Origin of the sequence: Tissierella sp. MB52-C2 (genome assembly GCF_030931715.1) — a bacterium.
In the GTDB taxonomy this organism is placed as follows: Bacteria; Bacillota; Clostridia; order Tissierellales; family Tissierellaceae; genus Tissierella.
Window position 1 is genome coordinate 3,531,261 of the sequence record NZ_CP133261.1, and the last position, 15,942, is coordinate 3,547,202.

13 protein-coding genes are annotated in these 15,942 nt (G+C 30.6%); 10 read left to right on the forward strand and 3 right to left on the reverse strand.

What is annotated here, in order from left to right; genetic code table 11:
* Positions 1 to 24 precede the first annotated feature (24 nt).
* The 3 genes from RBU61_RS17750 to RBU61_RS17760 are packed head-to-tail and all read left to right on the forward strand — an operon-like array spanning position 25 to position 2,596.
* The gene (locus RBU61_RS17750) at positions 25 to 1,167 is read left to right on the forward strand and encodes an aminotransferase class V-fold PLP-dependent enzyme (protein ID WP_308876992.1); all 1,143 of its coding nucleotides are present in this window, start codon (positions 25 to 27) and stop codon (positions 1,165 to 1,167) included.
* A 14-nt stretch (positions 1,168 to 1,181) separates the two neighbouring features.
* Positions 1,182 to 1,703 (forward strand): DUF4446 family protein, encoded by a 522-nt coding sequence (locus RBU61_RS17755; protein WP_308876993.1) that lies wholly within the window; start codon positions 1,182 to 1,184, stop codon positions 1,701 to 1,703.
* A 14-nt stretch (positions 1,704 to 1,717) separates the two neighbouring features.
* On the forward strand, positions 1,718 to 2,596 hold the full coding sequence (locus RBU61_RS17760; RefSeq protein WP_308876994.1) for a diacylglycerol kinase family lipid kinase: 879 nt from the start codon (positions 1,718 to 1,720) through the stop codon (positions 2,594 to 2,596).
* A gap of 16 nt (positions 2,597 to 2,612) precedes the next feature.
* On the opposite strand, the gene yyaC is transcribed toward RBU61_RS17760, so the two are convergent.
* A complete protein-coding gene (gene yyaC, locus RBU61_RS17765; RefSeq protein WP_308876995.1) occupies positions 2,613 to 3,206 on the reverse strand; it encodes a spore protease YyaC in 594 nt (197 codons plus the stop codon).
* A 348-nt stretch (positions 3,207 to 3,554) separates the two neighbouring features.
* On the opposite strand from yyaC, the gene RBU61_RS17770 reads away from it, so the two are divergent.
* A complete protein-coding gene (locus RBU61_RS17770) occupies positions 3,555 to 5,039 on the forward strand; it encodes a M23 family metallopeptidase (protein ID WP_308876996.1) in 1,485 nt (494 codons plus the stop codon).
* A 97-nt stretch (positions 5,040 to 5,136) separates the two neighbouring features.
* On the opposite strand, the gene RBU61_RS17775 is transcribed toward RBU61_RS17770, so the two are convergent.
* Together RBU61_RS17775 and RBU61_RS17780 are read right to left on the reverse strand one after the other, a co-directional pair.
* The gene (locus RBU61_RS17775; RefSeq protein WP_308876997.1) at positions 5,137 to 6,420 is read right to left on the reverse strand and encodes a S8 family peptidase; all 1,284 of its coding nucleotides are present in this window, start codon (positions 6,418 to 6,420) and stop codon (positions 5,137 to 5,139) included.
* 98 nt (positions 6,421 to 6,518) lie between these two features.
* Entirely contained in the window at positions 6,519 to 9,203 is a 2,685-nt protein-coding gene (locus RBU61_RS17780) for a calcium-translocating P-type ATPase, SERCA-type (protein ID WP_308876999.1), read from the reverse strand.
* Positions 9,204 to 9,535: 332 nt separating this feature from the next.
* Here RBU61_RS17780 and yycF point away from each other — a divergent pair, with 332 nt between their 5' ends.
* The 6 genes from yycF to RBU61_RS17810 all read left to right on the forward strand — a co-directional run bounded on the left by yycF (position 9,536) and on the right by RBU61_RS17810 (position 15,938).
* On the forward strand, positions 9,536 to 10,234 hold the full coding sequence (yycF, locus tag RBU61_RS17785) for a response regulator YycF (protein WP_308877000.1): 699 nt from the start codon (positions 9,536 to 9,538) through the stop codon (positions 10,232 to 10,234).
* A 1-nt stretch (position 10,235) separates the two neighbouring features.
* Positions 10,236 to 12,044: an ATP-binding protein gene (locus RBU61_RS17790; RefSeq protein WP_308877001.1), complete on the forward strand. Its 1,809-nt coding sequence runs from the start codon at positions 10,236 to 10,238 to the stop codon at positions 12,042 to 12,044.
* Positions 12,045 to 12,127: 83 nt separating this feature from the next.
* Entirely contained in the window at positions 12,128 to 12,628 is a 501-nt protein-coding gene (locus RBU61_RS17795; protein WP_308877002.1) for a hypothetical protein, read from the forward strand.
* 29 nt (positions 12,629 to 12,657) lie between these two features.
* A complete protein-coding gene (locus RBU61_RS17800) occupies positions 12,658 to 14,085 on the forward strand; it encodes a hypothetical protein (RefSeq protein ID WP_308877004.1) in 1,428 nt (475 codons plus the stop codon).
* Positions 14,086 to 14,106: 21 nt separating this feature from the next.
* Positions 14,107 to 14,961 (forward strand): two-component system regulatory protein YycI, encoded by an 855-nt coding sequence (locus RBU61_RS17805; RefSeq protein WP_308877006.1) that lies wholly within the window; start codon positions 14,107 to 14,109, stop codon positions 14,959 to 14,961.
* A gap of 182 nt (positions 14,962 to 15,143) precedes the next feature.
* On the forward strand, positions 15,144 to 15,938 hold the full coding sequence (locus RBU61_RS17810) for an MBL fold metallo-hydrolase (protein ID WP_308877008.1): 795 nt from the start codon (positions 15,144 to 15,146) through the stop codon (positions 15,936 to 15,938).
* Positions 15,939 to 15,942 lie beyond the last annotated feature (4 nt).

Sequence of the window (15,942 nt, forward strand, 5' to 3'; positions counted from 1 at the left end):
TTTATTTTAAATGGAGATGATTTTATGGTTTACTTTGATAATGCAGCTACATCCTATCCAAAGCCAAAGGTAGTATATGATGCTATAATGGATGCCATGGTAGGATATGGTGCTAATCCTGGAAGGTCAGGGCATAAAAAGGCATTAAAGGCCAGTAGAGGAATATTTGATACAAGGGTTCAAATAGGTAAACTTTTCAATATAAAAGATCCTATGAGTATAATATTTACATTTAATTGTACAGAAAGCTTAAATTTGGGAATAAAAGGGTATTTAAGACCAGGAGATCATGTAATTACTACATCAATGGAGCATAATTCTGTTTTAAGACCTATTGCATTTCTAGAGAGACTAGGAGTAAAACATACAATAGTACAGGGAGATTCTAAGGGAAGGATAGATCCTAAGGATATTGAAGACAGCATTACTCCAGAGACTAAGATGATAGTAACAACTCATATATCTAACTTGACAGGAACTATAATGGATATAGAGGCCATAGGAAAAGTTGCAAAGAAACATGGATTAATTTATTTAGTAGATGGTGCTCAATCATCAGGTGTATATAATATTGATGTAGAAAAAATGAATATAGATATGCTAGCTTTTCCTGGACACAAAGGGTTACTAGGTCCCCAAGGTACTGGTGGACTTTATATTAGATCAGGTATAGAATTAGTAGAGACTTTTCAAGGCGGTACAGGAAGCATATCCCACTCTCTAGATCAACCAGATGTATTTCCAGATAAATTTGAATCTGGTACACCCAATGCTCCAGGAATAATAGGATTAGGTACTGGAATTAAATATATATTTGAAAAGGGCATCGATAACATAAGAAGAAAAGAAGAAGAGCTTACAATGCATTTTATAGAAGAAGCAAGCAGAATTGACAAGATTATACTTTATGGACCATTAGAGAAAGGACATCATGCACCAGTAGTTGCTTTAAATGTTGGAGAAGCCGATTCATCAGAGATAAGTTATATTTTAGATGAAGAGTATGATATTGCCGTAAGACCAGGATTACATTGTGCTCCTTTGGCTCATAAAACCATTGGAACCTTTGAACAAGGAGTCGTTAGATTTAGTTTTGGCTATGAGAACACTCACGAGGAAATAGAATTTGCCATAAAGGCCTTAAAAGAAATTGCTAAGGAAGTTTAGAGAGGAGAAAGTATATGATTCAGCTACAAGAATTTATTGCATCGTATAATATAGAAATTATGATAGGACTTATGGCAGCAATACCTATATTATTAGTTTTATACTTAATAGCTGAAATAAGAATATCAAGAATAAAAGATAAATATAATGAATTAGTAAGGGGAGTTAAAGGTGTAAATATAGAACAGCTCCTTATAAAGACCAATGAGGAACTAAAATCAGTTCGTATGGATATGAATGTTATAGAACAAAATATAGAGAGTATTGAAACAAAGCTAGCCTTTGCTATTCAAAAGGTTGGCTTTGTTAGATACAATGCCTTTGGCAACATGGGTTCTGATTTAAGTTATTCAGTTGCATTGTTGGACAAGTTTAATAACGGATTTGTCCTCACAAGTATTTATGGTAGAGAGTACAACACAAATTATGCCAAGCCAGTTAAATTAGGAAAATCAGTATATCCATTATCTGTAGAGGAAATGCAGGCCATAGATAGGGCATTAATGGGTGAATCTCAAGACAAGACTCTCTATTAGGAGGAGCAGATTAAATGGGGAACATTCTTTTTATTATAAATCCTGTAGCTGGTGGTGGAAAGGCCAAGGGTTTAATATCACTGATTAAAGCAAAGATGAAAAAATATAAAATAGAATATTCGATAAAGCTAACTACAAAGCCGAAGGAAGCAATAACAATTGCAGAAAATAGTGTAGATGATTATAATATAACGGTAGCAGTGGGTGGAGATGGGACCATAAATGAAGTGGCTAGAGGACTAGTTAATAAGGGAAAGGGCGTATTAGGAATCATACCTGGTGGCACAGGAAATGATATGGCAAAAAGCTTGGGAATATCTATAGACCCTGTTGAGGCATTAGAACATCTATGTAATGGAGGGAAAAATAGTATAGATATTGGAGATGTAAATAATCTTACTTTTTTTAACATTGCTAGTATTGGATTTGATGGAGAAGTTTTAAGAAATACAATAACTATAAAGAAGATTATCAAGAGCCGATTTGCTTATGGGATTAGTGTTATATATTCATTGTTTAGTTTTAAGAAGAAAAAAATTCAGATTAATATAGATGGAAAAATCATAGATGAAGATGTGATATTAGTGGCTGTAGGTAATGGAAAATACTATGGCGGTGGAATGAAGATTTTGCCTGAGGCAAAGGTTGACGATGGATATTTGGATATATGCGTAATATCTAAGATTGGAAAAATAAAACTTTTATTCTTATTTCCAAGTATATTTAAAGGAAAACATATTAGATATACTAAGTATGTAAAGACATATAAGGGAAGAAATATAAAAATAACAGCTGAAGATGGAGTATACTTAAATATGGATGGAGAAATAAATCCTAAGGTTAAAGATATTGAATTTAAATTGAAGAATGAAAAATTAAATGTAATAAACTAAGAAAAGTAGCCCAAAGCTACTTTTCTAATATATACTGGTTTTTTTCTTGTCTAGATAATCTGAAAAGTGATAGATAAATACTTTTAGATATAATATCGGCCATACTCATGACTAGAGATAATCTAGTATTTTGTAATACCATAACTTCCATCATACCACCAATATTTACGACTCCAGTGATGGATATATCTCCAACCGGTGGTAAAGATTTATTCACCCCAGCTCCTGGTCGTAGAGGGGAATTTTTAATAGATAAATGTCCTACACGTTCTAATCTTCCTAGGGAAGAATCTATGGCAATTATAAATGGATTATTGTAATCCTTTTTTACTTTATCTAGAGTTTCCTCAAGATTTTTTGCGTGAATTGGATTTTCTAATGTTCCCATTAAGTGTACGTTGCTGTAATTTTTTATTATAGGTTCAAGCTTGTGACCTACTAAAGGACCTAAGGAATCTCCAGTAGATCTATCTGTACCAATACAGAAAATAATTATATCTCTATTTTCTATAGAGCCGTTAGATAAGTAATTAAATATTAAGTTGGAAAATTTAGACAAGGCAAAGGGAGAAGATGAATCAATATAATTGTTTCTAGAAAATATATTCATTAATAACCTCCTATGTATTCTCTTCTATAATATCCTTAAAATTAAAAGGACATTAAGAGTATTGCCTGAAATTAAATATAAATACTTTTTTACATATATAAAAAAGGATATTAAGAATTTGTAACATTTACATATTTATCCAATTTCTATTTATATTAATACCATAGGAAATAAGCAAAAAGATTAGTAGATGAATAAATTAAAAGAATCAGAATATAATAATTTTATTACAATATGGAGTGGTTGAAAAAAATATAATCTATGATATAATTGTTACAGATTGATTACAAAAAAGTTATGGCTATAATATGGCTATAATAAGAAGTAGTTTAAACTAGGAGGAGAAATATGGATAATCCCAACCATATAAGAGAAACTTTAGGCAGGCTAAAGGAACAAGGAAATAAGATGCTTGAATTTATTAAGAGATTTAAGATTCAAAATATAGACTTTAAAGAAGACAACTCTAATGATTGCAATATAAAAAGCAGAAATATGAAAGTAGCACTATCATCCTTAATGATTATATCTATTATTGCATTATGTATCACAGGATATAAAGTTTATGACATTAAGATGAGGGCATTTGATGTATATCTTGGAGAAGATATAATAGGAACTGTGAGAAACCAAGAAGAAGTTAATCATATAATGGACAACTTAGAAAAAGAATTATCCAATACATATAATATAGACGTAGTTTTAGATAAAGATATAAGGTTTGAGCAGACTAGAGCTAAAGACCAGCTAATAACATCTAGTAGTAATTTACAAAAGGAAATTAAATCAAAAATGAATTTCCTAGTATCTGGATATGCTCTTGAAGTAGATGGAGTAGAAGTAGGGGTATTGAAAACTAAAGAAGATGTAGAAGATATAATTAGTGAGATTAAACAACCCTATGAAGATATGGCTAAAGAAGGTACTGATATAAAAGATATAGGTATAGTTGAAAATATACAAGTAGTAAAAAGAGAAGTACCACTAAATAAGATAAAAGAAAAAGAAGATTTATATAATCATTTATTAACAGGGTCAGAGGAAATAAAGACCCATATGGTAGAAGTAGGGGAAAGTTTCTGGACTATTGCAAAGATATATAATCTGTCCGTGGATGAGTTAGAGACTGCAAATCCAGATAAAAATCCAGAAAAGTTACAAATAGGCGATGAGGTAAAATTAATTGTACCTAAATCAGTACTTACAGTAGCTACAGTACTGGAAGTAGAATATACTGAAAATATAAACTATGAAACTGAAATAGAGTATGACGATACTATGTATAAGAACCAGAAAAAAACTAAGATAAATGGTTCAAATGGTGAGAGAAAAGTACTGGCAGAGGAAACCAAACATAACGGTATTTTAGTTGATAAAGATATAGTAAAAGAAGAAGTAATTACAAATCCTGTCACTGAAGTTATAGTAAAAGGAACCAAAGAAGTCCCAAAAACTGTAGCTACAGGTACATTTTTGATGCCTACTAGAGGTAGAGTTTCTTCTAGATATGGTATGAGAAGTGGCAGAATGCATAGTGGGCTTGATATAGCGGCTCCTATAGGAACAGCTATAAAGGCTGCAGATGGAGGTAAAGTTATATATTCAGGTTCCAACAGAAGTGGATATGGAAAGATGGTTGAAATTGATCATGGTAATGGGTTTATCACTAGATATGCACATTGCAGCAAATTACTTGTAAGTGTTGGAGATAAGATATATAAGGGACAGCATATTGCCAATGTAGGAAATACAGGAAGATCAACAGGACCACATTTACATTTTGAAGTCTTGAAGAATGGTAAAAACTATAACCCAAGTAATTATGTAAAATAAAGGAAGCTTTGGCTTCCTTTTTGTATATATAAATAAGTATAATAAAAAAGAGATTTATTATAATATATAACACTAAAAGGGCGACTTTTCGCCCTTTTTAAAATCTAGAATCTAATAAAAATACAATTATCAATAACATAAGAAAAGTCTCTATTAAATCATTATCTATAAAGCTTGAACTAGATTTTATATTACCTTCTACACTATCTTTTCCATCATTAAACAATAGTTTTAAGTTTAAAACTCCTATCCCATAATTTTCAGGAGAATTGGCAAGAGCTATAGATGATTTTATTAATTTATTTTTTGCTTCCTGTGGCGAAAGGTCTTTATGTTTATTTAATAAAAGTGCAATGGAACCTGAAACTAAAGGTGTCGCCATGGAGGTTCCACTAAGGGATGTATATCCATTTAATTTAGTATTTGATAGAGAGTTAATATTTGCTCCAGGAGCTAATACATCGGGTTTTATTAAACCTTCTGAAGTTGGTCCACGGCTAGAGAATGGAGCTATAGTATCATCAGATGGATCTATAGTTCTTTTATCATCAATTGCACCAACAGTTATAACATTTTTATTAATACCAGGTGAAAGAATAGTTCCCTTTTCAGGTCCACTATTTCCTGCAGCTACAACAACAATTAAACCTGCATTTATTGCCATGTCAACAGCCTTACATAAGGGATCTTTATCACAAGAGTTATTGGCTGGAGTACCTAAAGAAAGATTAATAATCTTAGTATTATATTTATCCTTAGTAGCTACTATATACGATATGGCATCTATTATGTCTGAAATATTTCCACCACCTGATTTGTCTAGAGCCTTAATACCAAGTATATTAGCCTTAGGAGCGATACCTACATACTTGCCACCTGAAGAATAACCGCTTGCTGCAATAATTCCAGCCACATGAGTACCATGTCCGTTATCATCATAAGGATCAGTTTTATTATTAACCAGATCCTTAAATCCAACGATCCTATTATTAGGTCTTGTTAAATCATTGTGGGGAGCCACACCCGTGTCTATTACAGCTACTGTAATACCTTCTCCATTATATCCCTTATCGTGGGGAAAATATGCATCCATAGTAGGAGCTGCAATATCTAATAAAGTATATACTCTGGAATCAAAACTAATATAATCTATTTCAGGATTAGATACAATTTTATAAATTATATCTGTAGTCATAAGTCCAGCAAACCCACCTATTAATGGTAAATTACGTTTGACACTATTAGATAAGCTATTGATATTTTCCTTTAGAGTAGAGGAGCTATTATTGAACTGTACAATTACTGGTACTTCTTCCCTTGATTGAGACATTATTTTAGCACCTAGAATAGGGCAAAGCTTAGTATTTATTACTGTTTTCACTATTACCACCTTCCTTGCTCTATTCTATGCTACAAAAAAATGAAATGTGTCAAAAAAGAAAAAAGCCCGAGGGCTTTTTTATAACGAGTAGGAAAGTTCTACTTTTTAATTATTAATTTACTTAGTTCTCCTACTATTAGAGGAATAAAGGCGTATTCAAGAATTGCCAACCAATCCTTTATACCAAGTGAGAAAGTATTAAATATAGGTTGTATAAACGGTACATACAGTACAACAAGTAATAATATAAAGGAAAACAGTGTACCATATACCAAAGTTCTATTTGTAAAGAATCCTATTTTAAATAATGTATGTCTTTGTGATCTACTAGAATAAGCACGTAATAGTTCGGCAATTATTAAAGCTGCGAAGGTAATAGTTCTCGCTTTATCAATATCTCCTGGATAAGTTGCAAGACCCCATTTATAAGCTAATAATGAAGCTCCGCCTACAGCTATACTCTGAATAATTATTCCTATTAACATGGATTTATTTAGTATAGGTTCTTTTGGATTCCTAGGAGATATTTTCATAATATCAGGATCACCTTTTTCCATACCTAAAGCAAGGGCAGGAAAACTATCTGTAACTAAATTTAGCCATAATAATTGAATAGGTAAAAGTGGTACTGGTAGATTAAATAATATACTTGCAAATACTAGAAATATCTCTCCTATATTACATGATAATAGGAAGAAAACAAACTTCTTAATATTGCTATATATTATTCTACCTTCTTCTACAGCAGATACAATGGAAGCAAAGTTGTCATCTGTTAAAATCAATTCTGCAGTATTTTTAGCTACATCTGTACCTGTAATTCCCATTGATACACCAATATCTGCTCTTTTTAAAGCCAATGCATCGTTTACTCCATCTCCAGTCATCGCAGTTATTTCGCCATTAGCTTTTAATGCACTAACTATCCTTACCTTATGTTCAGGGGAGACTCTAGCATAGACCTTTATATCTTTTACTACTTCTTTTAGTTCTTCATCTGAGATTTTATTTAATTCTTCACCCATCATAGCTTGATCTATTGTATCTGCCATGCCAAGTTCTTTAGCTATGGCAAAGGCAGTTTCTTTATAATCTCCAGTAATCATAACTGTTTGTATGCCTGCTTCTTTACACTTAGCTATTGCATCTTTAGCCTCTGGTCTAGCAGGGTCTATCATACCTACTAAGCCTACAAAGGTCATATCTACTTCATTTAAATCTGGAGATATATTATTTGGTAATTCGTCATATTCCTTATATGCGAAGGCTAAAACCCTTAATGCATCCTTTGAAAAACCACTATTTACTTTTAATACTTGATCTCTTATACTTTGATCAAAATTAATTACCGAACCATCTATACTAATTCTATTACATCTATTAATTATTATATCAGGTGCTCCTTTAGTAAAAGAAACAACCTTATTAGGTATATAGTTTTTATGGAATGTAGTCATCATCTTTCTATCTGAATCAAAGGGTATCTCTTCAATTCTAGGGAACTCATTATTGATACTTTGTCTAGTAATATTGGCTTTACCAGCTAAAGTAACAAGGGCACCTTCTGTAGGATCTCCAATAACCTTATATCCATCATCTGTTTTTTCAATACTAGCATCATTAGCTAAGGCTGAAATGGAAAGAAGTGTTTGTAAATCACCTACTTCTTCAATTTTTATATTATTACCATCTATCTGGAATTCTCCAGATGGCTCATATCCACCGCCAGTTACATCTATGATTTTTCCATCGGTAAAAGCTTTAACTACTGTCATTTCATTTTGAGTTAATGTACCAGTTTTATCGGAACAAATAACTGTGGTAGAACCTAATGTTTCAACTGCTAAAAGTTTTTTGACAATGGCGTGTCTCTTGACCATTTTATTCATACCAATAGCTAAAACAATAGTTACAATGGCTGGTAAACCTTCTGGAATAGCTGCTACAGCTAAACTGATGGAAACCATTAACATCTCTAAAGCACCTCTACCTTGAAAAAGACCAATTATAAATACTGCTATACATATAAATATTGTGGCAATACCTAGAACTTTACCAAGGTGATTTAATTGTTTCTGAAGAGGAGTTGTTTCTTCTTCAAAGGATTGAATCATTGTAGCTATTTTTCCAATTTCAGTATCATGGCCTGTGCCTACAACTATACCTTTTCCTCTACCATAAGTAATGGCAGTACTCATATATGCCATATTATGTCTATCACCTAAAGATATGTCTTCATCAAAAATGGAATTACTATTTTTTTCTACGGGTACTGATTCACCAGTTAAAGAAGCTTCTTCAATTTTTAAATTAGAACTTTCCATAAGTCTTAAATCTGCAGGAATTATGTCCCCTGCATCTAAGGATACAATATCTCCTGGTACTAAGGTATTAGCAGGAATCACTTCAAGATTTCCATTTCTAATAACCTTTGCGTTTGGTGAAGACATCTTCTTCAATGCATCTAAGGCTTTTTCAGCCTTACCTTCCTGATAAATACCTAAAAAAGCATTTACAATGACTATGGCTATTATAACTATGGCATCCTGTGATTCTCCAACGAAAACTGAAATAATCGCAGCTCCTATTAAGATTAATACTAGGAAGTCTGAAAATTGGGCTATAATTTTGGAAAAGAAACTTTTCTTACTTCCCTCCTTCAGATCATTAGTGCCGTATTTTTCTAGCCTAAGTTGTACTTCGTCTGATGTCAAACCAGAATCAATATCTGAATCTAAGTTAGACAATAAATCTTCTTTGCTTTGTCTGTACCATTCTTTCAAATTAATCCCCTTCCTTCCAAATCTTATTAATTAGTATACCACTGAAAAATAAAATAAATCAAAAAAGACCTTTGTTTAAATCATAAATCGATTTAAACAAAGGTCTTGCTTCCTAAAAAAGGTAATTAGCCGGGAAAATCCGTAATGACGACTAATTATTTTTAAGCTACTCCCCTTTGAGATGATATAATTATATAGTAAATTAATGTAAGTTGCAAGTAAAATATTTGAAGAGTTGCCAAATTATAATAAGCATTTGACAATGAATCTTCTATATTAGATAATCTAATATAGAAGGTAATTATGCAAATAGTTAATTGGAGTGATTCAATATGTATAATAAGATATTGGTAATAGACGATGAAAAGGCCATTGCAGATATAATAAAGTTTAATCTTGAAAAGGAAGGCCATAGTGTAGAAACAGCCTATGATGGGGAAGAAGGCATGAATATGATCCATGAATTAATGCCAGACTTAGTAATATTAGATGTTATGATGCCTAAAAAAGATGGCTTCCAAGTCCTTAAGGAAATTAGAATAGAATATAGATTTCCAGTAATTATGCTTACGGCAAAGGAAGAAGAAGTAGATAAGGTCTTAGGTTTAGAACTTGGTGCAGATGATTATATAACAAAACCATTTAGTATGAGAGAGCTAATAGCTAGGGTGAAGGCAAACCTGAGGAGAGTTGATTTTTCTAAGACCTCTACAACGAAGAGCTCAAATTCTATGATTACTTCTGATGATTTAACTATAGATTTAAACAAATATGAAGTTAAAAAGGGCGGGAATATAGTAGATTTGACTTTAAGAGAATATGAATTGCTTAAATTCTTGGCTTCTAGTTCTAATCAAGTTTTCTCTAGGGAGCAACTACTAGAAGAAGTATGGGGATATGAATATTATGGAGATATAAGAACTGTAGATGTAACCATAAGAAGATTAAGAGAAAAGATAGAAGACAATAGTGGAGATTTTAGATATATTTTAACTAAAAGAGGAGTAGGCTATTATTTCAGGGGGGCTTAGTATGTTTGCCAGTATAAAGTGGAAATTTATTGTAGTTTATTTTTTATTAATATTTATTGCAATGATAATAGTAGGTATATTTATTATTGGAAGATTAGAATCCCAACAGATATTAAATATTACTAACTCTATGGAGCAACACATAGAAACCATAATTAGAACCTCTTCATATTTAGCAGAGGATGATTGGCTAAATGTGGGGGAACAAATACAAGAAACTTTAAATGAGTGGAAGATAGATAGCAATGAGACTTTATACGTAATATATAATGATGAAATCCCAACTATAATAGCCTCATCATCGAAGCAATATGAAAAGCTAATAGGACAAAATGCCTTATCATATAAATTCATAGATCCTACATTAGTGTTAAAGGCTTATGATGGAGAAAAGTCTAGCAACGATCTAAAGGAAAAAAATGAAGATACTTCATTAAACCATATAGCGTATCCTGTTTTAAATGAAGTAGGAAAGGTCAAAGGAGTAATATATATGACCTCAAATCTTCAAAATGTATATGTAACAGTAAATGAATCTAAGAAAATATTAACAAGTGCTACAATGATAGCCCTTGGAGTTACCATACTTTTAGGATATCTAATAGCATCAAGTATTACAGAGCCTATTCGTGATGTAACCAACAAAGCAGAAGAAATGGCTTTAGGAAATTTTGACCAATTTGTTGATGTGAAATCTGATGACGAGATTGGTCAACTTGCCAGTATGTTTAATCATTTGACCTTAAAGCTAAAGAATACAATACGAGCAATGGATTTAGAAAGATCTAAGCTAGATACTATATTTAATTATATGGCAGAAGGAGTTTTGGCAGTAGATACAAATGGAAATATAATCCATGGAAATCCTATTGCCATGGAAATATTGAAGTTAGCTGATAAGCAAACTGATAATATGGAAATTAAACCTCATATGAATAATCTATTGAAACTCATAGATTTTGAAGATATTAATTATGAACAAATATCTACTTTAGAGGGATATAAGACATTGGATATTGATTCCCATATATACAAAGTAAAATATGCACCTTTTAGAAATGAAGGAAATAATATAGCTGGACTTATATTTGTGTTTCAGGATATGACAAACGAGCATAAACTAGATAATATGAGAAAGGAATTTGTAGCAAACGTATCTCACGAGTTAAAAACGCCTATAACTACGATTAAGAGCTATACAGAGACTTTAATGGATGATGGAATAGATAAGGAAACAGAAAAAATGTTTTTAACGGTTATAGATAATGAATGTGATAGAATGGCAAGGCTTGTTAAAGATTTACTACAGCTTTCAAACTTAGACTATAAGAAGACAGTGTGGAAAAAAGAGGAAGTGTCTATAAATAGACTTTTAGAAGATATTTTATTAAAATTGGAATTTGCCTTTAAAAATAAAGGTCATAAATTAGAAGTAAATATAGAAGAAAGTTTACCAAGTATTGTAATAGATAAAGATGGTATAGAACAGGTAATACTAAATATAATATCTAATGCCATAAAATACACAGAAGATAGAGGAACTATTCAAGTTTCCTTAGCAGGTGAAAATAATTTTATAAATATAGAAGTGAAGGATAACGGTATAGGCATTCCGGAAGAAGATCAAAAAAGGATATTTGAAAGATTCTATAGAGTTGAAAAAGGAAGAAGCAGAGAGCTAGGTGGTACAGGACTAGGACTATCTATTGCAAAACAAATAATGGAAGTCTATCAAGGTGAAATTATTCTTAATAGTAAGTTTGGAGAAGGCACAACAGTGACAATAAAGATACCTTATGAAAAAGTGTAATTCAATCTTAATTTTATTGTAATAGTTCTGTAATATATTTGCTATATAATGTAGCTAAAGTAAAAAGTAAAGGAGGATGAAATATGTGGAAAAAGATATTGGCTAGTTTATTTATAGGTACTAGTTTATTTGCTATTAGTTCAGTTGGACATTCAGCAGGATTTAATACTAAAGTTGATACTGAGCAAAAAGTTGATATATCCAAATATCAAGTTATAAACCCTGAAAAAAAAGCTTATTCTACAGAGGATAAGATTACTTTTATAAATGGAAAAGCACCATCTGGAGCAGAAATTACAATAGAAGTATATGGAACTACAGATCTTACAAGAAAGAATTTTGATTTATTAAAATTGCCAGAGGAAGATGATTATATAGAGATATCTACTGATACAATCAAATCAGGTAATATGGGATTTTTTGATAAAGAGTTAGAGTTAGTAACAGGAATAAATAAGATAATTGTTAAGTTTGATGTAGAAGAAGTTTCTCCAGTTGAAATAATTATATATGTAAAATCATCAGATACTGGAAATCAGACAAATGAAGTTAAACTTAAAGATATAATAACAATTCTTAAGTAATATTTACTAATGATACGGAGATGATTAAAATGATGGAAAGATTCAAAACTCTCATATTAATATCATTAGTATGCATTAGTTTAGCGTTTACAAAACAACTATGGATTGAACTACCTAATGAAATGATTAATATATTTAGCAATAAAGAAGAGGCTTATGGTGTATCATATCTGTTATCAGATATGATAGTGCCTAATAAATATTTGTTAAATTTTGGTCAAAAAAACCATACTTTTTTCTATGACGAATATAAGTATAGATTATGGACTAATTCAAGGAGTATTTTAAATAATATATTAGGCTCAAAGAGTATTGAAGTCTCTGAATTACCTGATGACGAGTTTTCCACATATAGTGGTAAAAGGTCTTTGGTCTTTTATTTTCCTGAAAAAGTGAATACTTATATATTAGCTAAATCCTTAGAAGTTAAAGACCCTAATCTAATAGTAGATACTTTACCTAATGTTAAAAGTATTTATATATATTTGGGAAATAAGGATTCTTTTTTTATTTTTTCAGATGGAGAAAAAAATGTATCAATATATGATAAATCCATAGATTTAGATAATTTAAAAAAGCAGATTAACAAAATTGAGGAAGATAGGAATTATAATAATTATTTTTCTATGAAAGAAACACTAGATATTAACAATAATACTTATATTTCATATGAAATGAAAAGTACATTGCCTACAGTATATGTAGAAAATGAAATTAGAAATTTAGATGAAGAAGAAAAGAAAGAAATGGTAGAAAAGTTTTTTAATAAGGATATTGATTATATCAGAGAAATAGTTGAAAGTAATGGTTCAACCATATATATCTATAATCAAAAAGTTTTGAAGCTAAATATAAATGGTTCCTTAGAATATTTTCATCCCCTAGAAGGATCAGTTAGAAAGCTAGAACTTTATCAAAGTTTGACTACTGCAGCAGACTTTATATCTAAAAGTCCAGGAGTTCCAAAAGGGATGTATTTAGCCAAAGTAGAAGAAATCGAAATAGATGATAACTTAGGATATAATCTAACCTTTAGATATAGAGTTAAGGGTATACCAATAATTCTTGGAAATGAAGAAGTAACAGATTTTGTTCAGATAGAGGTATTTAATGACCATGTAAGATCGTATAAACATTTTATTAGAAAAGATATGAATCAATCAGTTGAAAATGTTCCAGAGGCTAAGAGGAATTTAGCTTCATTTGACATACTTGACATGAATTATGATTTTATAGTTGAAAAGTATTTAGAAGAAAGTAATATTAAATTAACGGATGGTGAAGAGCCTCTTCAAGAGGAGGTTTTGGAGTCTATAGAAGATATTACTCTATCTTATTTTGATCCATGTTTGAAGGATATTGGAGATGAACTAATACCTGTATGGGTCATAAGAATAGGAAATGGGCTTTATGCATTTAATGTATATGATGGTTCCTTAGTATATGAAAAAAATTAAGTAGGATGGATGGTGAGTTAAGTGGACTGGTCAAAGGCAAAAACCATCTTAATAGTTGCATTTATAGTAACTAATATGTTATTAGGCTTTGTTTTGCTTTCAAGTGAAAGGCAAACAGAAACGACGATAAAGGAAGGATTTATAGAGGATGTAACCCAAATTTTAAAAGATAAGAATATCTTTTTAGACACAGAAATATCTAAAGAAATTCCTAGTCTAAATACTTTAATAGTAGAATACGAATTTGTAGATTCTTCTAAAATAAATAATACATTTTTTCAAGGTCAAGGAATTATTGAATCAGATGAACAGAGTTTAACTGAAATTGTCCATAAAGATGAGAAAATATTAATTACAAATAAAAAGACTTTGGTCTACGAGAATAAAAGTAATACAGAAAATTATAAAGACTTAGATGAAGAAAAGGCCAAAAATATTGCATTAGAATTTTTGCAAGAGAGAAGATATAATATTTCAGATATGGAATTATCCTATATATTATTAAAGGATGATAGCTATTATTTAGAATTTTCCAAATCATACAAAGATAGATATTTAGAGAAATCTTATACTAATATAGAGGTAAATAAGACTGGAGTTAAGAAGTTGGAAAGGATATGGCTAAATGTATTGGAGGAAAGAGATACCCTTATATATATTGGCACAGCACCAAAATCTATTCTAAGCCTTTTAAGTATGAAGGAAGTATATGGGAAAACCATAAAGGATATATCCTTATGCTATTACTTTGAACCAACAGATCATAATGATTATGTAAAGGATCTTAAGGAGGCAAAGAAGGGAAAAACTATGCCTGCTTGGAGAGTTTTATTTAACGATGGATATAAAGTAATAATAGATAATTATAATAACTAAGAAAAAGAAGAATTTTAAATTCTTCTTTTTTTAATGTAGATGTACTATAATATAAAAAAGGCTCTAAATAAACATTATAAGAAAGCTTTTTGAAACTCATTTACGTAAAGTTTTAAAATAAAAAATAAAGTAGAACTTTGCTATTCATTATAAAAAGATACTATAAAATGGGGGAATTGTGAATGACGATTAAGTTTTGTTCCTTATCCAGTGGAAGTTCAGGGAACTGTCAATATATTGAAACTAGCAGTACAAGATTATTAGTAGATGGAGGTTTTTCAGGTAAACGAATAGAGGGATTATTATCCTCCATAGGAGTAGAACCTAATACATTAGATGGGATATTAGTAACCCATGAACATATTGATCACATAAGGGGAGTAGGAGTTCTTTCAAGAAGGTATGATTTGCCCATATATGCCAATATTAATACTTGGATGGGAATGGAAAAATCCATTGGTAAAATAAAGGAGAATAATATAAAAACATTTGTAACTGAAAAATTTCTAGATATAAAAGATATAACCATACTTCCTATTAATATATTCCATGATGCCTTAGAGCCAGTTGGTTACATATTTTACTACAAAAAAACTAAGATCAGTATTATAACCGATACAGGTTGGGTAAATGATAATATGAAGAATCATATAAAGGGTTCTGATTTATATTTAATGGAGTCAAACCATGATGTAAATATGTTAAAGAATGGAGCTTATCCTTGGCCATTGAAACAAAGAATACTTAGTGAGAATGGACATCTATCTAATGATTATGCTGGAAGTGTTTTAGGAGAAGTTATATCAGGTAATAAAGAAACCATCTTATTAGGGCATTTAAGTAAAGATAATAATACACCAGACTTAGCCCATAGGACTGTAAAGGAAATATTAGTAAATAAAGGGATAGATGTAGATAGTGAAGTTACATTAGATTTAACATATAGGGATAAGATAACTAAAGTATATAAATTATAAGGAG